This is a genomic window from Paenibacillus sp. BJ-4 (assembly GCF_020404765.1).
Taxonomy (GTDB): Bacteria; Bacillota; Bacilli; order Paenibacillales; family Paenibacillaceae; genus Paenibacillus.
This window is the reverse complement of the sequence record NZ_JAIVEM010000141.1, coordinates 41334-61094: the sequence shown is the minus strand read 5'-3', so window position 1 is coordinate 61094 and position 19761 is coordinate 41334. Positions and strand designations below refer to the sequence as shown.

The 19761-nt window shown below is 48.3% G+C and carries 19 protein-coding genes; all 19 read right to left on the bottom strand.

All coding sequences use genetic code 11. The features are described 5' to 3' along the window. Window positions 1–79 precede the first annotated feature (79 nt). Window positions 80–1600 carry a lysine--tRNA ligase gene (lysS, locus tag LCF57_RS22200; protein WP_226002653.1) on the bottom strand — a complete coding sequence of 507 codons (1521 nt, stop codon included), beginning with the start codon at window positions 1598–1600 and terminating at the stop codon, window positions 80–82. Between the two features lie 110 nt (window positions 1601–1710). Continuing rightward, window positions 1711–2187 (bottom strand): transcription elongation factor GreA, encoded by a 477-nt coding sequence (gene greA, locus LCF57_RS22195; RefSeq protein ID WP_007428055.1) that lies wholly within the window; start codon window positions 2185–2187, stop codon window positions 1711–1713. Window positions 2188–2401: 214 nt separating this feature from the next. Continuing rightward, on the bottom strand, window positions 2402–3430 hold the full coding sequence (dusB, locus tag LCF57_RS22190) for a tRNA dihydrouridine synthase DusB (protein WP_226002652.1): 1029 nt from the start codon (window positions 3428–3430) through the stop codon (window positions 2402–2404). Between the two features lie 46 nt (window positions 3431–3476). Beyond that, a complete protein-coding gene (locus tag LCF57_RS22185; RefSeq protein WP_226002651.1) occupies window positions 3477–3677 on the bottom strand; it encodes a helix-turn-helix domain-containing protein in 201 nt (66 codons plus the stop codon). Continuing rightward, window positions 3620–4177, bottom strand: coding sequence for a 2-amino-4-hydroxy-6-hydroxymethyldihydropteridine diphosphokinase (gene folK / locus LCF57_RS22180; protein ID WP_226002650.1), 558 nt, complete (start codon window positions 4175–4177; stop codon window positions 3620–3622). Before folK ends, LCF57_RS22185 begins: the two co-directional genes overlap by 58 nt. Window positions 4178–4185: 8 nt before the next feature. Beyond that, window positions 4186–4548 (bottom strand): dihydroneopterin aldolase, encoded by a 363-nt coding sequence (gene folB / locus LCF57_RS22175; protein ID WP_025716858.1) that lies wholly within the window; start codon window positions 4546–4548, stop codon window positions 4186–4188. Window positions 4549–4753: 205 nt separating this feature from the next. Further along, window positions 4754–5620, bottom strand: coding sequence for a dihydropteroate synthase (folP, locus tag LCF57_RS22170; RefSeq protein ID WP_226002649.1), 867 nt, complete (start codon window positions 5618–5620; stop codon window positions 4754–4756). Continuing rightward, window positions 5617–6513, bottom strand: coding sequence for an aminotransferase class IV (locus tag LCF57_RS22165; RefSeq protein WP_226002648.1), 897 nt, complete (start codon window positions 6511–6513; stop codon window positions 5617–5619). Before LCF57_RS22165 ends, folP begins: the two co-directional genes overlap by 4 nt. Before the next feature lie 3 nt (window positions 6514–6516). Beyond that, window positions 6517–7092 (bottom strand): aminodeoxychorismate/anthranilate synthase component II, encoded by a 576-nt coding sequence (gene pabA / locus LCF57_RS22160; protein WP_226002647.1) that lies wholly within the window; start codon window positions 7090–7092, stop codon window positions 6517–6519. Between the two features lie 5 nt (window positions 7093–7097). Beyond that, on the bottom strand, window positions 7098–8663 hold the full coding sequence (locus LCF57_RS22155) for an anthranilate synthase component I family protein (RefSeq protein WP_226002646.1): 1566 nt from the start codon (window positions 8661–8663) through the stop codon (window positions 7098–7100). A 125-nt stretch (window positions 8664–8788) separates the two neighbouring features. Further along, window positions 8789–9727 (bottom strand): cysteine synthase A, encoded by a 939-nt coding sequence (cysK, locus tag LCF57_RS22150; RefSeq protein WP_226002645.1) that lies wholly within the window; start codon window positions 9725–9727, stop codon window positions 8789–8791. Window positions 9728–9954: 227 nt separating this feature from the next. After that, on the bottom strand, window positions 9955–10899 hold the full coding sequence (locus LCF57_RS22145; RefSeq protein ID WP_226002644.1) for a peptidyl-prolyl cis-trans isomerase: 945 nt from the start codon (window positions 10897–10899) through the stop codon (window positions 9955–9957). A gap of 20 nt (window positions 10900–10919) precedes the next feature. Continuing rightward, complete coding sequence (gene hslO, locus LCF57_RS22140; RefSeq protein ID WP_226002643.1) at window positions 10920–11804, bottom strand: Hsp33 family molecular chaperone HslO; 885 nt, start codon at window positions 11802–11804, stop codon at window positions 10920–10922. Window positions 11805–12021: 217 nt separating this feature from the next. Next, window positions 12022–12789 (bottom strand): type III pantothenate kinase, encoded by a 768-nt coding sequence (locus LCF57_RS22135; protein WP_025716064.1) that lies wholly within the window; start codon window positions 12787–12789, stop codon window positions 12022–12024. 6 nt (window positions 12790–12795) lie between these two features. After that, window positions 12796–13686 (bottom strand): carboxylating nicotinate-nucleotide diphosphorylase, encoded by an 891-nt coding sequence (nadC, locus tag LCF57_RS22130; RefSeq protein WP_226002642.1) that lies wholly within the window; start codon window positions 13684–13686, stop codon window positions 12796–12798. Next, window positions 13676–15289, bottom strand: coding sequence for an L-aspartate oxidase (gene nadB, locus LCF57_RS22125; RefSeq protein WP_226002666.1), 1614 nt, complete (start codon window positions 15287–15289; stop codon window positions 13676–13678). The genes nadC and nadB overlap by 11 nt, the downstream gene beginning before the upstream one ends. Window positions 15290–15554: 265 nt before the next feature. Next, window positions 15555–17594, bottom strand: coding sequence for an ATP-dependent zinc metalloprotease FtsH (gene ftsH / locus LCF57_RS22120; protein WP_226002641.1), 2040 nt, complete (start codon window positions 17592–17594; stop codon window positions 15555–15557). A 97-nt stretch (window positions 17595–17691) separates the two neighbouring features. Then, window positions 17692–18231 (bottom strand): hypoxanthine phosphoribosyltransferase, encoded by a 540-nt coding sequence (hpt, locus tag LCF57_RS22115; protein WP_226002640.1) that lies wholly within the window; start codon window positions 18229–18231, stop codon window positions 17692–17694. A 47-nt stretch (window positions 18232–18278) separates the two neighbouring features. Continuing rightward, complete coding sequence (gene tilS / locus LCF57_RS22110; RefSeq protein WP_226002639.1) at window positions 18279–19727, bottom strand: tRNA lysidine(34) synthetase TilS; 1449 nt, start codon at window positions 19725–19727, stop codon at window positions 18279–18281. Window positions 19728–19761 lie beyond the last annotated feature (34 nt).

Genomic DNA, 19761 nt, shown 5'->3' with positions numbered 1-19761 from the left:
ATCCATTCTTATGAAAAAGAGGAACAAGACACGGGAAGGAAGCCCGGCTGATCCTCTATATCCATAATGTTATGTTATTCTACTGTTGGTTACGCATATGCGGGAAAAGCAGCACGTCGCGAATGGACGGTGCATCTGTCAGCAACATAACCAACCGGTCGATGCCGATACCCAGTCCGCCCGTCGGCGGCATACCGTATTCCAATGCACGGATAAAGTCGTCATCCATTTCATGAGCCTCGTCATTGCCATGCTCACGTTCCAGCAATTGTGCTTCAAAACGCTGGCGCTGGTCAATCGGATCATTTAGCTCGGTGAATGCATTCGCATGCTCACGAGCTACTACGAACAGCTCAAAACGATCCGTAAAGCGCGGATCTTGCTCATTTCTCTTCGCCAGCGGCGAGATTTCAACCGGATGCCCTGTAATAAAGGTCGGCTGAATGAGTGTTTCTTCTACGAATTCTTCAAAGAAAGCGTTCAGGATATGGCCAAAGGTCATATGTGGCTCTACCTTTACATTATGCTCCTTCGCAAGGCGATGAGCTTCTTCATTACTCAGGTGTGCTCCAAAATCCACGCCTGTTACTTCTTTAACAGCATCCACCATCGACACTCTGCGCCATTGTGGTGTCAGATCTACTTCATGACCTTGATATTGAATGTGTTGTGTGCCAAGCACTTCCTGCGCAATATGAGCAACCATATTTTCCGTTAATTGCATGATATCCTGGTAGTCAGCATACGCTTCATACAGCTCAATCATTGTAAACTCGGGATTGTGGCGTGTTGAAACACCTTCATTACGGTAAACGCGTCCGATCTCGTATACTTTCTCCATTCCGCCGACAATCAGTCGTTTCAGATGAAGTTCAATGGCAATACGCATATAAAGCTGCATGTCCAACGCATTATGGTGTGTAATAAACGGCTTGGCTGCCGCCCCGCCGGCAATGGAATGTAACGTTGGAGTCTCAACTTCCAAATAGCCGAGGGAGTCCAAATAACGACGCATGGATTGAATAATACGGGAACGTGTAATGAACGTTTTTTGTACTTCCGGGTTCATAACCAGATCAACATAACGCTGACGGTAACGCAATTCAACATCCTTCAGACCATGATATTTCTCCGGTAATGGGTACAGGGATTTGGACAAAACCACAATATCCTGAGCCTTAATTGTAGTTTCTCCCGTTTTGGTCTTAAACAGTACACCCTTAATACCGACAATATCGCCCAGATCCAAAATACTGAATGCTTTATACTGTTCTTCCGGAACACTGTCTTGACGAACATAAATTTGAATACGTCCGCTAAGATCCTGTATATGAGCAAAACTGGCTTTACCCATCACCCGTTTAGCCATGATGCGGCCTGCGATGCTAACTTCAAGATTCTTTTCTTCCAGTTCTTCCTTGGTCAGGCTGTCATACTTGCTTAGCAGTGCGCCCGCTTCAGCCGTGCGTATGTATTTACGTCCAAAGGGATCAATGCCCAATGAGCGAAGCTCGTCCAATTTGGCGCGGCGAATTTGCAACAATTCACTTAATTCCTCGCGATTTTCCTGTGATTCCTGATTAATAGTTTCATCCGACATGGTGCTAAATCAGCTCCTTCATTATGAGTAGACGGGCCGGGGTCCATCCGGGTGTAGAGAAAAAAAGCTTCCTTGTGGAAGCTTTTGAATTTAATTCCAAGGTTCGTTTCTTATTTCTTGATATCTACGATTTTATATTGAATAACTCCTGCTGGAACAGTGACATCCACAACAGTTCCCTTTTTCTTACCAAGGATTGCCTTGCCAACCGGACTTTCATTGGAAATTTTGTTCTGAAGCGGATCCGATTCAGCGGAACCGACGATCGCATATTCTGTTATATCTCCGAATTCCAAATCTTCCACGGTCACGGTTGCGCCTACTCCCACAACATCGGTGTCAATTTCATCACTATTGATAATGCGGGCATTGCGTAGCATTTTTTCTAGCGTAATGATGCGGCCTTCAATAAAAGCCTGCTCGTTCTTTGCATCCTCATACTCGGAGTTTTCACTGATATCCCCGTATCCGATGGCTACCTTAATCCGTTCCGCCACTTCACGGCGTTTGACAGACTTTAAGTTCTCAAGCTCATCTTCGAGCTTTCTAAGGCCTTCCTGTGTCAGAATGACTTCTTTATCGCTCATCTTAACCGATTCTCCTGTCATGGGAAAAGTTTAAAAGTGCATCGGAATGCACGCTTTCAAAACATCATATGCCACTCTGAGGGAATGAGAACATTTCCTGCTGTTGTCTTAAGAGCTGCACACAATTTGTAGCATACATCAAGATTTTATACTGAACGATTATAGGGCAAGCACTTGGAAAAGTCAATCGCACACGAAGACAGAAACGGCTTCATTATTGCGCAACAGCGGCAGGAGAAGCAGCGCTTGCAGAAGGCTCATCGTTTTCTACCATGTGCAATTGAGATACAAATTGATCCAAAATACGCACCATATCATCACGTTTGGTTTCTTCCATAATGACGTCCTTAATGCGCGCAGAGCCTTTTAGCCCTTTAAGATACCAAGCCAGATGCTTGCGCATTTCGCGGACAGCCACTGCTTCGCCTTTCAGTGCCACCAGACGATCCATGTGCAGAATGGCAATACGGATTTTTTCTTCCGGTGAAGGATCAGGCAAAAGCTCACCCGTTTGCAAATATTCAATCGTACGATACAGCATCCACGGGTTACCCAGAGCGCCGCGTCCGATCATAACACCATCACAATTGGTCAAATCCAGCATGCGGCGGGCATCTTCCGGTGTTGCCACATCACCATTACCAATTACAGGAATGGAGACCGCTTCTTTAACCTCTTTTATGATATCCCAGTTCGCGTGCCCCGTATACAGCTGCTCCCGTGTGCGGCCATGCACGCTCACAGCCTGACCTCCGGCACGTTCTACGGCGCGGGCATTCTCTACGGCATAAATATGCTCGCTATCCCAGCCGATACGCATTTTCACCGTAACTGGCTTACTCACAGACTCCACAACAGCAGATACCATTTCATAGATCTTATTGGGGTCCAGCAGCCAACGAGCACCTGCATCACATTTGGTCACCTTGGGAACCGGGCAGCCCATATTAATGTCAATAATATCCGCGTTCGTCTCCTGATCTACGACCTTCGCTGCCTCCACCAGGGATTCACGGTCTCCCCCGAAAATTTGCAGGCTAAGCGGCTTCTCGCGCTCATCCACAAACAGCATTTCGCGCGTACGTTTATTTCCGTGAATAATCGCCTTATCACTAACCATTTCCGCACAGACCAGACCTGTGCCAAATTCCTTGGCGATCAGGCGAAAAGCAGGATTACACACGCCTGCCATCGGAGCCAGGACGACTTGGTTTTTCATTTCAATACCGCCGATTTTCAACAATTTCCTTCACTCCTTTATTCCTTCTTTATATATCGTTCACTTATCGTTATTCCGTCAGTTCCCGGACTTCAATTTCTAGGGTTCGGGCAATAATGCTCAGCATGTCAGGCTCTATTGTACGATTACCCCGCTCCATAGCACCCAATACGGCCAAGGATATACCGGTTCGTTTAGCCAACTCCTGCTGTGTTATTCCTTTAAGCTTTCGGAAGGCGCGGAGCCGTTGCGCCAGCTGCATGTTTTCCAAAACTGTATGCCATCCTTTCCATCCAATGAATTCAATGCAGTATGCACGATACTGTACAGACCGGATGGATCTTGATTCGGAACGATGTCAGCCAATGGCACAAGCACAAAAGCACGCTCCAACATGCGGGGATGAGGAAGCTCCAAATCCGGTGTAGCCAGCCGCGCGGCTTCCATCCATAACAGATCCAGATCAATCGTGCGCGGACCGTTAGGAATATGCCTTACTCTACCCAGACGACTCTCCACCTCCAGCATAAAAGCCAGAAGCTCCTCGGGAGTGAGTGTTGTAGATACGGCTGCCGTCATATTCAAAAAAGAAGGCTGATCCAGATACCCGACAGGCTCTGTTTCGTACAGGCTGGAGCAACGCAGCACCCGTATACTCGGATGTTCGTCCAGCGCCGTGATGGCTTCATACAGGGTAAGCTCACGCTCCCCCAAATTAGCCCCTAAAGCAATATAAGCCTCTGATGCCTCAGAGGTCGAATGTGCGTTCATGTACGTTCCTACTTTCTTGCGCGATAAAGCTCAACCGTCACGCCTCCAAAATGAATATCAAACGGCGGATGCGGCTTTGTGACTTTGACAGTCAATGCATTTACACTAGTATAAGTGTCCAGTAAGGAAGATGCAATACGTTCGCCTAAAGCTTCAATCAATTGGTAAGATTCCTTTTCTACAATATCTTTAACGGTGTAATGCACCTCAGCGTAATTAACCGTTTTGTCCAATGCGTCCTGCTCGCCCGCCTCACGCAGATCAAGCTCCAATTCCAAATCAATGTAGAAACGCTGTCCCAGCTTGCGTTCCTCGGGAAAAACGCCGTGATATCCGTAATACTCCATACGATGCAAAACCATTTTATCCATTCGTGGGTAGGCCCCCTGTTTTTTTATTTGATTTTTTTCTGAAAATACAGTGACTTTATGCTGGTAGTAGCGTAATGAAGGATTTGAATCCGAAGAAGCGGAGCGTTCGCCTTTGCAACGGGATTCTTACCTCTACATGGTTTGATAATCCAAAGAATCCCGTTGCAACAGCGATCGCAGGATCAAAGCATTCATGAAGCGGGCTTTACCCACCATAACTCAGTGTATTTCTAGACCCGTACACCATCGCGTCACACATACGTACCGTGCGCTTGATTTGTGCCACATCGTGTACACGCACAATCTGGCACCCTTGAGCAATACCAAAGGCTACCGTAGCCGCTGTACCCTCCACCACATCATCCACAGGCAAATCCAGTGCTGTACGGATAAATCTTTTGCGCGACGTAGCCAATAACAGCGGAAAGCCTAGCTGACTCAACGTATCGAGAGAAGTCATAGCATGAATGTTTTCATCGTAATCCTTGGCAAAACCGATGCCTGGGTCTAAAATAATCTGTTCCTTTCGTACACCTGCATCCAGTGCCAAGCTGATGCTTTCTTTTAAATCGGATAACATATCAGATACCAAATCGCTATAGTTACGATCATGACGATTATGCATCAAAATAACTGGACAATCGAATTGTGCAGCCACACGCGCCATGTCGGGGTCTGCCTTAAAACCCCACACATCATTAATGATATGTGCGCCCGCTTCAAGTGCCTGCCGTGCCACCTCGGCTTTGTAAGTATCCACCGATAACGGAATATGCGGTGCGATACGATGGATCGCCTGGATAACCGGAATGACCCGAGCCAGCTCCTCGTTCACACCTACCGGTTCATGACCCGGGCGTGTAGATTCTCCACCAATATCAATAATATCGGCTCCATCTTCCACCAGCTTCAAGGCATGTAAAACAGCCAGTTCTGGATTATAATGTAACCCCCCATCGGAAAATGAATCCGGGGTTACATTCAGTATACCCATGATCTGTGTGGCATGTCCGAGCGTAAGCTCGGCGTTCCCCATTCGATAGCTGCGTTGATAAAGAGTTGGTATATTCACTTGATCCCTGCTTTCTGTCTATAGTCGTGCAACAGCAAGGCTGTTATGGGCCCGGTCGGTGCCAAGGAATCCGATATGTGATGTATCCCTCCGTCCGGCTCCAGCAGCAGATGGACAGGACGTATTTCTTGTATGGAGTTGGTCATAAAAATTTCATCAGCCTGCTGCAGCTCGTCCCAACGGTACAAGCCTTGCTCATAGGGAATGCCTCGCAATTGAGCGAGCTCCAAAACGAACTCACGCGTAATGCCTGGCAGAATTCCCGTAGACAAGTCAGGCGTATACAACGTATCCTGTCGTACAAAGAACAGGTTGCTGACCATTCCCTCTGCCAGAAAACCATTTGCCGTAAGCATCATCCCTTCGGCCTTATGCTGGACAGCAGCGGTGTACTGCTGAAGCTCCCGCTTCGCAAGAATATTGTTCATATAATGGAGTGATTTTAAGCGAATCTCACCCTCTGGAGTGTTCCTTGGGGTTCGCAACAACTGAAGCGCCGATGGGGAAGTCGGTTCCCCGGCCTGTGTATTTGTCGAGGGCAGCGGCTTGACGAACAAAATATGGTTGGGCCGCGTGTAATCACCGGATGGCAAGCCTAGCACCTCTTCCCCCGCTGACACGGTGTAGCGGATATAGGCCTCGTCCAGTCCATTTGCCACCATTAGACCTTGGATATGTCCCGTAAGCCGCTCCTCGTCCGGTTGAAAAGGAATGCCGAGCATGCGGCAGCCTTCTGCCAGTCTATGCAGATGCCGATCCAGCAGGAATGGAACACCTTTGTAGGTGCGAAACGTTTCAAACAAGCCCATGCCGTATAAAAAACCGTGATCACTAACGTGAATCACGGCTTTTGCGGCTTCCGTGAGGACGCCGTTGACTCCGATATATTTCATGAATCAGACGCCTACCTTGCGTTTTAGGAAATTGCGCAGCAGTTGATGCCCGTAGTCGGTAATAATGGATTCGGGATGGAACTGGACTCCTTCTACGGCGAATTCTTTATGCCGCAAACCCATAATTTCACCCTCTGCAGTTTCAGCGGTAATCTCCAGACATTCAGGCAGGCTCTCACGCTCCACCAGCAGCGAATGATACCGGGTCGCTGTGAACGGTGATGGCAAGCCTTCGAATACCGACGTATTGTGATGGAGAATCGGTGATGTTTTACCGTGCATGAGCCGTTCAGCCCGGATAACCTTACCGCCAAAAGCCTGTCCGATGGCCTGGTGACCGAGACAGACGCCAAAGATCGGGATACGACCTTTAAAATGACCGATCACATCCAACGATATCCCCGCCTCGTTCGGCGTGCAGGGGCCCGGCGAGATCAAAATATGCTCTGGTGCCAGCTCTTCTATGCCTTTCACATCAATCTCATCGTTCCGCTTTACGGTTACTTCTTCGCCAAGCTCACCCAAATATTGAACAAGATTGTACGTAAACGAATCATAATTATCAATCACCAAAATCATACGACTCACCCTCCTATGATACCGCTCCTGTTCAAAGCAGCTTCTTCTTCACCACATTGTACCGCCTTCATGACAGCTCTGGCCTTGTTCCGACATTCCCGATATTCCCTGTACGGGTCTGAATCAATAACGATCCCCGCACCTGTCTGTAAATAGGCAGTGCTGCCTTTGACAGCTAGTGTTCTTATTATAATATTTAATTCCATATTACCGTTATAGTCAATCCATCCAAGAGAACCTGTATAAGGACCTCGCCGGACAGGCTCTAATTCTTCAATGATTTCCATCGTGCGCACCTTGGGTGCGCCGGTAATAGTTCCGCCTGGGAAGGTAGCGGCAATCACATCTATGGCCGTGCGACCGGGGGCTAATTTTCCCTCGACCTGGGAAACCAGGTGCATTACATGCGAATAATATTCGACAGTCAGCAGCTCAGGCACATGGACCGAGCCATATTCGGCAATCCGGCCGATATCGTTACGTTCCAGATCAACGAGCATAATGTGCTCGGCACGTTCTTTTTCACTCGAGAGAAGCTCGGCAGCCATAGCGGCGTCCTCATCCGGTGTCAGCCCCCTTCTTCTCGTGCCCGCAATAGGTCGTGCGCTGACACATCCTTCCTCAAGCTTCACCAGCAGCTCCGGCGAGCCACTGACGATCTGTAAATCCGGCGTACGCAGCATTCCCATATAAGGAGAAGGATTCAACAGACGCAGCCATTCATATATATCCTCTGGGCGGGCTGCAAGCGTACGTTGCTGGCGAATCGACAGGTTCACCTGAAATACGTCACCCTGTGCGATATATTCCTGTACACGTTTCACAGCATGCTCAAAATCGGTCTGGTCGAATGCTGCTTCCCAACCTTCAGATTCATGATGAACAGTCAACGACTCGGCTTCGGCAAGCCTTGTACAGCGCCGAGAATACGCTGGATCGGTCTCTCCGCCATCCATGATTTTCTTCCACTGAATCAACATCCGTTCTGCCCGCCGGACAGCTTCCGCATAAAGCTCGGAAAGTATGTTTTTGGGCTCAGCCAGCGCAGCATGAACAGCACAATATACACACGATTTTTCGTGATCATAAATCCACAGCTCATTTACTCGCATCCATACATAATCAGGTATGTCTGTATCATCTGCAGCCTGAATGGGCAAACGCTCCAGCGAGCGAGCTACATCGTAGCCCAGATAACCCGCAAATCCTCCAGTGAAAAAAGGCAGGCCAGGTACATGCGGCGCACGGTAGGGGGCAATCCAGTCGTTCATAACGGTCAGAGGTTGACCATATATATCACCATGCTCCCCATTTTGTAGATCCGTCCAAACTGCATGTTCTCCCTTGCCTTCCAATAAGGCAACCGGATTTAAGCCCAGATAGGTGTATCTCCCGCCTTTACCGCTCTCCAGCAAGAAGGCATAAGGCGATGAATCCTCCCATGCCTTTCGCCATGATAACGGTAAACCGCCCACGGGTAACTGATACTCAGCAATATAAGGAAGTATACTCCAGCCCTCCTCCTGCCAAACCTGCCACTGCGCGGCCGTCACTCTAGCTGTCGATTTCATCCGTGTGCGCTTCCCCTTCCATTTCTTTGCGAAAAGTCTGTATTCTCCTTAAAAAGAAACCCCCATCCCCTGGCAACAGGGAAATGAGGGATTCCTTACATATAGTATACACAATTACGACATAATTACAGCTCGAAATTGTATAGTGGTGTACTCAGGTAACGTTCGCCATTACTTGGAATAATGACAACAATTCGTTTACCCTTGCCCAATTGCTTAGCCAGCTTCAAAGCCGCGTGAACAGCCGCACCGGAGGAAATACCCGACAAAATGCCTTCTTCCTTGGCTACTTTACGCGCTACCTCGAAAGCTTCATCGTTTTCTACATGAATAATTTCATCATAGATATCACGGTTCAAAATTTCAGGAATAAAGTTGGCACCCAGTCCCTGAATTTTGTGGGGCCCTGGCTTACCGCCAGCTAATAATGGAGAAGAAGCCGGCTCTACAGCGACAATTTTAATTTCGGGGAATTCTTTCTTAAGCACTTCTCCGGCACCAGAGATAGTTCCGCCTGTACCCACGCCTGCTACAAAAGCATCCAAAGTTCCGCCGATGGAACGAATCGCTTCCACAATCTCAGGACCCGTCGTTTCACGGTGAATTTTAATGTTAGCTTTATTTTTGAACTGCTCTGCAGCAAAATAATCCGGATTTTCACTCAGCAGCTCTTCCATTTTCTTAACGGAACCGTTCATGCCTTCCGATCCAGGTGTCAACACAAGATCAGCTCCGTAAGCACGCAGCAGGTTACGGCGTTCTATACTCATCGTTTCTGGCATAACGATTACTGCCTTGTAGCCCTTCGCAGCAGCAACCATAGCTAAACCGATTCCTGTATTACCGCTAGTTGCTTCAATAATTGTACCACCTGGTTTAAGCAGCCCTTCACGTTCAGCTTCCTCTACCATACTAATGGCAATACGGTCTTTTACACTGGAGCCAGGGTTTTGATATTCAAGTTTCAAATAAATTTCAGCACTATCTTCCGGTACGATCCGATTCAGGCGAACAAGGGGAGTTTCCCCAATAAGTTCGGTAATGTTATTAACGACTTTAGCCATAATAAGTTCCTCCCTGACTGTGATGTTATATTAAAAATTACGAAATCACATTTGTAGATCATTCTTGCTTTTATGCTACTCATTTAATTTCCGATAAAAATAGTTGGTTTTATACGCTAATCATAACAATCTTCAATTCCAATGTCAATACAAGCGATAAAAACACGATGCTGCTGACCCGCGTCTTCAGCACCGTGCTTCCTCAATCCAAAAACTTCTTGCCATACTTATAGAGAAGCAGAGGGCATATCTTTATCGGATAAAATACGCGCTCCATACTTATCACGCAGGCTTTTCTCGACCTCTTCCAAAGGAGCCGCCTGAGCAAGCGCAAGAGATCGACGGATTTGCTGCCGAATCTGTTGCTTGTCTGGAGAAGCTTTCAGGCGGATATCCTGTACGTAGATCACGGCATAACCATCGTCAACAGAGATGGGACCCGCAACATCCCCAGAGCTTAGTTCTCTCGCTGCCTTCATAATCGTCTCCGGTTGAAATGGATCATACTCATCCACCCATCCCAGCTGTCCGCTGATATTCTTCCCAAAGGGCTGATCTGAAAGCTCTTGAACCAGTGCATCAAACCTTTCCCCTTGTTTGACCCGTTCGAGTAACGCCTCTGCTTCCTCGGCTTTAGACACATAAAGGGCTGCCAGTTTGATCTGCTTACCCGCAGCAAATTGCTCGGGATGCTGCTTCCAATACTCATCAATCTCCGCTTCCTGAATTTGAATACCCTGCGTGGCTATTTTCTCCAAGCCAATCCGGTATTCCGCTTCATTCCGCAAATCAACCGGACCTAGACCAAGCTGCTGCTGCATTTCCTCAAAATAGGCTTGAGATGAAGCATACCCTTGACTGTCCTGCTCCAGCACCTGCTGTAGATCCTCTTGGGTGACCTTAATACCAAGGCGCTTGGTTTCAGCTTGCACGACTTTACGATTCAACATTTGCAACAGCGTATTGGCTCCGTATCGCTTCTTCAGTTCTACAACCCACTGTTCCTCCGATATGCCTTCCTGACCGATCTCCGCCACAGTATGATCGCCGTCATCCTTGCTTATATCACCCGGCTTTACCAGCCCCCGAAGCATGATCAGACCACCCAAGGCGGTGACGCTAACGGTCAGGATAATGACAGCCGTCCATAATCCTTTCTCCCGTGTAGTCATCGCTCGCACCGCCTATCCGGTTAGGCTTTGGCCTGATTTAACAGATTTTGCAAATCGTCCTTATTAAACTGATAAGCCTCATTACAGAAGTGGCACACAACTTCGGCTTGTCCCTCTTCCTCAATTAACTGTGTCAATTCACTTTCTCCCAAGCTGACCAAGGTTTTTTCCACACGTTCCCGTGAGCATTCACATTGAAAATGAATATCCGTCTCGTCGAGAACCCGAACGTCCGGCAGCATCCAGCGCAGCATTTCATCAAGCTCCAGTCCTTGATCCAGCAGAGCTGTAACCGGTGGAAGTGAGCCGACCGCATTTTCAATGGCTGTAATCTCGTCATCATTCAAGCCGGGAAGCAACTGAATAATGAACCCGCCTGCCACAATAACGGAGTTATCGGTATCCACCAACACACCTAAGCCCACCGCCGATGGTGTCTGCTCTGATTTGGCAAAATAATAGGTGAAGTCTTCACCCAATTCACCGGAAATAATCGGAATACTACCGCGATAAGGTTCTTTTAATCCCAAATCCTTAATGATATGAATAAAGCCTTCTGTACCGACGGCACCTGCTACATCCAGCTTACCCATGCTGTTGCTCGGCAAATGTACATGCGGTTCGGCAACATAGCCTCGCACCTCACCTACAGCATTGGCATCCACGATGATTTGCCCAATCGGCCCGTTACCTTTAACTTGGATAGTCAGTCGCTCTTTGCCTTTTAGCATAGAGCCCATAATGGCACCCGCTGTGAGCGTACGTCCCAAAGCAGCGGTAGCAGTAGGATACGTATCATGTCTTCTCCGCAATTCCTCTACCAACTGTGTTGTACGAACAGCAAAAGCTCTAACCCTTCCATCCATGGCTGTTCCGCGAATAAGCCGATCCTGTTTCTTTTCCATATTGATATCCTCCCTATGCTCCAGGGCAGCTACGCTGCTTATTTTTGTTCGTGTTTGCGCTAATTAAAGCATGATTTCCTGCTATATAAACAACCTGTATTGACAGATCACGCGAATCGTTCAAAAACGTAACATATTTCAGTATAGACGAAAAACGCCGCTAATCCAAACCGATAAAATCATCGGCTGGCCTCAGCGGCAGCTTATATCCACTTTTTTATTCAGCGTTGCGTTGGTAAATGATGCGCAAGCCTTCGAGCGTCAACATCGGCAATACCTTCTGAATGCTCTGCGTCTCGGATGCGATGAGCTCAGCAAGTCCTCCGGTAGCAATAACCGTAGGCTCTGCCTGCATTTCTTCCTTTATGCGCTTCACAATACCATCCACTTGCCCCGCGTAACCGAAAATAATCCCGGCTTGCATGGCATGAATCGTATTACGACCAATAACCTTTTTGGGTTTTTCCAGCTCGATGCGGGGCAGCTTGGAAGCCCGTTGATACAATGCCTCCGTCGAAATTCCGATACCTGGCACAATCACTCCGCCCAAGTAGTTTCCCTTGTCATCGATACAATCAAACGTCGTTGCCGTTCCAAAATCCACCACAACCAGTGGCCCGCCGAACCGCTCGACCGCAGCAACTGCGTTCACGATCCGGTCAGCCCCTACTTCACGCGGATTTTCATAACGCAGGTTAAGACCGGTTTTGATTCCCGGTCCGACGATTAATGGTGTTCTGCCTATGTATTTATCACACATGTCCTCTAATACACGAACCAACGGCGGAACAACAGAGGATATAATAACCCCTTGAATGTCATCCTTTAATACGCCACCCATACTAAAAAGATTATGTATAAGTACGCCGTATTCATCTGCGGTTGCCTGTCTGGAGGTACTGATACGGTAATGATGCAGCAGCTCGGTCCCCTCGTACATCCCTAGCACAATATTGGTATTCCCTACATCCACTACAAGAATCAATGGGTGTCACCTAACTTTCTTTGCGTTAAGGTCAAGACTGATATCCAGGTTATGAAAGGAGTATGTCAGCCTGCCTACAGAAATCACATCTACGCCGCTCTCAGCCATCGCACGTACGGTATCCAGCGATACATTGCCTGAGGCTTCCGTTTTGACATGTGGAGTCCGTTCACGAATGAAACGAACTGCTTCCTTCATATCCTGGACGGACATGTTATCCAGCATAATAATATCCGCCCCGGCATCCAGAGCTTCCTGAACTTGCTTCATGTTCTCCGTCTCAACTTCAATGGTCATGGTGTGCGGTATATGAGCACGCGCTCGACTTACTGCCTGTGCAATCCCGCCCGCGCCTTTAATATGATTATCCTTAATCATAACAGCATCGTACAGCCCAAAGCGATGATTGGAGCCGCCGCCCACACGAACAGCGTATTTCTCCAGCAGTCGATGTCCTGGTGTTGTTTTGCGTGTGTCCACCAAGCGGGTGGAAAGCCCTTGCAATTGATCTACAAAAGATTGAGTCCGCGTTGCAATGCCGGACATCCGTTGCAGCAAATTGAGTGCCAGTCGCTCTCCGGTTAAAATGGCATGGGTACTCCCATTCACTTCCGCCAGAATGCTCCCCTTTTCGATCGCCTGTCCATCGGTCACCAATGGAGTGAATGACAAGGAAGGATCGACTACCTGAAATACAAGTGCAGCCACAGGCAACCCAGCAACAATGCCAGGCTCCTTGGCATGAATTACAGCCTTCGACTGGTGACCCTGCTCAATCGTCCAGCGTGTGGTCACATCGCCGGAACCCGTATCTTCTCGCAGCCAGTTGCGAATCTGTGCCAACAGCTCCTCCTGATATCCGCTAAACTCTCCATAATGCTCGCTGTTAGATGTCATGTACACACTCCTCCGTTATGCCTTGCTCGCGTCGCTGCTGAACATGCTTGTGCCACACGCTATCATCTGTCTTAGGGAAATCCTCGCGATAATGCGCACCCCGACTCTCCTCGCGCATCAACGCACCGTCTGTGACTAACAAAGCACAGGTGAGCAAATTGGCAAATTCGATCTCTTCCCGACTAGTGACCACAGTCTTAAAAATAGGCATTTGGCCACGCAGCTCATCTAACGCTGCTTGAAGCCCTTCCCCATGCCGACGCACTCCAGCATAACGAACCATTGTTTCTTGCAGCTTGTGCCGCTCCTCTACGACAGATGAAGCCAGGAGCTCTGCACGGTTTTCGCTGTAAGCTAATAACGTATGACCGACAAGCGGTGGCAAAGAATGCAGCCGCTCAATAATTCTGCTGCCGAATACGATAGCTTCAGATAACGAATTACTCGCCAAACGATTGGCTCCGTGAACACCTGTAGAAGAAACCTCCCCACAGGCGAACAAACGAGCAATAGAGCTCTCCCCATACAAATTGGTCTGAACGCCACCCATCATATAATGCGCGGCAGGCGCAATCGGAATCCAGTCTGTGGTCATATCCAAGCCATAGGACAGGCATGTCCGGTAAATCGTTGGAAAACGTTGCTTAACCCGCTCAGGCGGCTCATGTGTAATATCCAGGTATACAAATGCAGCTTGGGTACGTTCCATTTCATGGACGATAGCACGGGCTACGATATCTCTAGGCGCAAGCTCTTGCCGAGAATCATACTGCTCCATGAACCGTTCTCCATGAATATTGCGTAGCACAGCCCCTTCTCCCCGTACCGCTTCTGAAATCAGAAACCTCGGAGCACCCGGATAGCACAGCGCCGTCGGATGAAACTGTACGAACTCCATATCGCGCACAATCGCTCCTGCACGATATGCCATAGCGATACCATCACCAGTTGCGATATCCGGGTTGGTTGTATAACGGAATAATTGCCCGCTTCCTCCCGAGCATAAAATCGTTGCGTTTGCAGTTACGAACAATCTTTCGCCATCTGGATTTTGGACGAGAGCCCCAATACACTCGCCTTGCTCCGTCAGCAGGTCGATGACCATACACTCTTCCCACACTTCGATAGCGGGATGAGCAGCAACCTGCTCTGACAGCGCACGAACAACTTCATAACCGGTAGCATCTCCGTTCGCATGCAGAATGCGCCGATGACTATGCGCACCTTCCTGTGTCAGCGCAAGTTCACCATTCCTCCGATCAAAGGCCGTCCCCAAACGTATTAGCTCCTGTATACCATCTGGACCTTCATGAACTAGCGCCCTGACTGCCTCCGGTTCACACAAACCTGCACCGGCAATCAGGGTATCCTGCATATGAGAAGCAGGTGTGTCCTCGTCCGATGTGACAGCGGCGATGCCGCCTTGTGCATAACGTGTGTTGCTCTCCATCAAAGCCTTCTTGGTGATCAGCAACACGTTCCGATCCTCCGCGGCCTTAATCGCCGTATATAAGCCTGCAATGCCTGAGCCGATAATTAACACGTCGGCTTCCAATTTAGTCAATTCCGCTACATCAAAATCAACTAGATATCTTGGAATCATGCCTTCACCTGATTTCACAGAGAATAGCGCACACTATAAGTTGTACAGTATGCGCTCACGGTATATGTTCAAAAGGATAGAAAGTCAATTGCAGCGGCTGTTGGCTTGTTTATACTAAGAAGACAACAGCCGTTTATTTAACAATAAATGTACACAACGTTCCTCGGTCTGTCAAATCACGTCAGTAATAATCTTCCATATTGTAAAAAGCTCCGGAAAACCAAAGTTACTGGTTTCCCGGAGCTTATATACGCTAATTTAACTATCAGGTTGTTGTCGGTGGAGTGCCACCGGAGTTGCCTGAATTGTTATCATCTTCTGGCTTCTGCAGGTTAGGGATATCATTCGGTTGATCCGCTGTATTCTTAGGCTCGTCATCCTTGCCTTGAATACGTACACGAACGTCCCCAATGTTATCGATCACAGGCTCACCGCTTTCCGGTGTTCCTTCACCCTCATTCGTGCTGCCATCCAAAGAACCTGTCTCGATCAAACGTTTAATTTGTTCAAGTTCCAAGGTTTCTTCTTTCAACAGAGTTTGAGCGATCAGATGAACCTCTTTGGAATGCTTGGTCAGGAGCTCTCTAGCACGTTCATAAGAATCCGTGATGAAGCGATTCATCTCTTGGTCAATCTGATAAGCGATCTGATCACTGTAGTTCTGCTCATGACCGATATCCCGTCCAAGGAAGACCTGACCTTGTGAAGTACCGAACTGCATTGGGCCGAGCTTCTCACTCATACCGTATTCCACAATCATGCTGCGTGCGATGCTTGTTGCCTGCTGGAAGTCACTGTAGGCTCCCGTACCGATTTCGCCGATAAACAGCTCCTCGGATACACGTCCACCCAGCAAGCCAGTAATTTTGTCCAGCAATTCCTGCTTGGTTGTCAGCATGCGATCTTCCTTCGGAAGCATGATGACATACCCGCCTGCACGTCCACGTGGAATAATCGTTACCTTGTGAACCATGTCGGCGTTTTCCAAGAAATAGCCGATAATCGTATGGCCTGCTTCATGGTAAGCAACAATTCGTTTCTCGCGGTCACTGATTACGCGGCTGCGTTTTTCTGTACCTACGATTACACGGTCGATGGCTTCATCTACTTCTCGCATAGAAATATCTCTGCGGTTACGACGGGCTGCCAGCAAGGCAGCTTCGTTCAACAGATTTTCCAGATCAGCGCCTGTAAATCCTGTTGTACGTTTCGCGATTACATCCAATTTAACATCCTTCGTCAATGGCTTGTTGCGTGCGTGTACATGCAATACAGCTTCGCGGCCTTTAACATCTGGACGGTCAACCGTAATTTGACGGTCAAAACGCCCCGGACGAAGCAATGCCGGGTCCAGAATATCCGGACGGTTTGTAGCGGCTACGATAATGATACCTTCGTTTGCGCCGAATCCATCCATCTCTACGAGCAATTGGTTGAGCGTTTGCTCACGTTCATCGTGTCCGCCACCCAATCCAGCGCCACGTTGACGTCCAACGGCATCAATCTCATCGATGAAAATGATACATGGTGCGTTCTTCTTCGCATTTTCAAACAAATCGCGAACACGGGAAGCACCGACACCGACGAACATTTCTACAAAATCAGAACCCGAAATGCTGAAAAACGGTACTCCTGCCTCGCCTGCAACGGCTCTGGCCAAGAGTGTTTTACCTGTTCCCGGAGGGCCCACTAACAGGACACCCTTTGGAATACGAGCGCCCACAGCAGCGAACTTACGCGGGTCCTTCAAGAATTCTACGACTTCGACAAGCTCCTGCTTCTCTTCGTCAGCCCCTGCCACGTCCTCGAAGGTAACCTTCTTCTTCTCTTCGTTATAAAGACGGGCTTTGCTCTTACCAAAGTTCATAACTTTGCCGCCACCGCCCTGTGCCTGATTAAACAGGAAGAAGAACAGCAGGAACATGATCACCAAAGGAATAATAGAAGTCAAAAACGTCAACCAGATGCTTTCGCCTTCCATCTTCTTCTGTACGTATTCAAACCCGTTCGTTTCGCTGGCATTAACCAGTTCACTTAGTGCTTGATCCGTTGGCGGAACATATACGGAAAAATTGATGGATTTAGCATCAGCCGGCTGCTTCTTATATGCACCGGTTACAAGATAGGCGTAACCGTCAAATTGGACCGTTACTTTAGAGATGTTATTAGCTTTAACCTCTTGCCGTAATTGGTCATATCTAGGGAGATCGGAGGCTTCGTTACTGTTGCTAACAAACTGAACGATACCCACCACAACTAAAAAAAGAATCAAATAAAAACCAGAATTCCGGATGAACCGATTCATCCCCTACCTCCTCTCGAGACACTTAAGTTATTTTACCATAGCCTGTAAGTCCTTCTCAACAAAGGGCCTTATTTAGTCCTAGGACTGGAGGCTGAGATTAGCTGGTGTAGATTTCCGGCTTCAAAATCCCTATGTATGGGAGGTTCCGGTAGTGCTCGGCATAATCCAGACCATAGCCGACAACAAATGCATCCGGAAGCGTAAACCCGGTATAATCTGCTTCAAGATTAACGGTCCGGCGTGCAGGCTTGTCAAACAAGGTTACGACACATACCGAATTGGCATTACGATTCTTAAGCAGTTCAATCAAATGCGTCAGCGTCAGGCCGCTGTCGATAATATCTTCGACAATCAGGACGTCGCGTCCTTCAACCGATGCGTCCAAATCCTTAATGATTTTAACGACTCCCGAGGATTTCGTGGACACTCCATAACTTGATACAGCCATGAAATCAAGCTCCAACGGCACTGTAATGGATTTAACCAAATCAGCCATAAAGATAAACGCACCCTTCAGCACGCAAATCACCAATGGATTCTTTCCTTCATATTTTACGCTGAGCTGTGCGCCCAATTCCTTAATTTTACCCTGAATTTCTTCTTCGCTGATCAATACTTCCTGAATATCATTCTGCAACGGTGTAACCCTCCTAAGTTTATACTATGAAAGCCGTTCCTGTGCGGTTATTGGTGCTCCGGGTTCTCCAGTATTTGCCATGACATGTATATAACCGAAGACGTGTGCTTTTGCACCGCAGCATGTACAGAACGCCGCACGCCTGGAATCCAGAGAATAGCTCCAGAGTGGTCACATACGACGGGAATAACGGAACGCAGTGAAGGAGGAATCTTTCCATCAATGAAAATATCTTTAACCTTTTTTCTTCCGTTTAATCCCATGACATGCATGGCATCTCCAGGTAATCGTGAGCGTACGGTTAGCGGCAAAATCAATTCATCCGCGTCAAACCATGCCTCCTTCTCATTCGCAGGATAGAGTCCATCCGAATAGGAGGTTCTTTGCCAACGAAGTACACCACCCGCCTCAGGCAATTCAAGCTCGCCAGACATAGGCAATACGTCTAGTCCATAACACCATTCGCTCATAAATCCTCGCGTTCGGTCAAACAAACCCGCTTGGTCATATTCGCGGACTCCAACCGCACCGCCACCCAAGTCCAAGCTCCACGTGGACGGTTGTTCCTGAAGAAGTTTCAGTCGAACGGTCTCAATTTTACGAAAATCTAAATTTTCACTGTCCGAAGGCAGATAATTCAATATTAGTTTAATCAACCTCCGTTGTAAAGCAACGGGTAGCTTGCGATAGGAAGCAATGGAAAACATGTACCTGCCGCTATCCAAGCGTACCAATTCCTCATATACCGATAGCGTTGATGCCTCCACAAAATCATTTTCTTCAGCCATCGTTTCGGCCAGCCGGTTGAGGGATGATGTCAGTTGCTCATTATATTGCCCCAAAAAAGGAAGCACATCCATGCGGATGGCGTTACGACGGTATTTGGAGGTTAAATTGGTGCTGTCCGTCACATAGGAAAGGCCATAAAATCTGCAGAACTCAATCAGGTCAGCTTTGTACATACGCAGCAACGGGCGAATGAGTTGCACATTTTTTTCTGTGCGTGCCAGACGCATACCCGCCAAACCCGCTGGACCGCTGCCGCGCAGCAAGTGCAGGAGAACTGTTTCGGCCTGATCGTCGCCATGATGGGCCATCGCAATATGCTGTGCTCCCCACTTGGCAGCTGTATCATGCAAAAAGGAATAACGCAGCTCACGGGCTGCTTCCTGTGGACCTTTCCCGCTTTCCTTCATATAGACGGGCACATCCACCCGAATCATTTCAAACGGAAGCTCCAGCTTTCGGGCTATGCGCTGCACCTCTTCAGCTTCCGCATCCGATTCCTCTGGCCTGAAGCCATGATGAACGTGAGCACAGATGAGCTGCAAAGGCATATGTATAACGGATATTTCATGTAAAATGTGCAAAAGGGCCACCGAATCCGGCCCACCGGATACAGCAACCACAATGCAGTCTCCGGGGCTCCACAGTGAATGATCTCGCGCGAGGGCGAGCACTTCCTGTACAACACCGGTCGGTTTGGTTGTTCCCATTGACGACCCTCTCTTCTCCCGACCGTAAAAATGA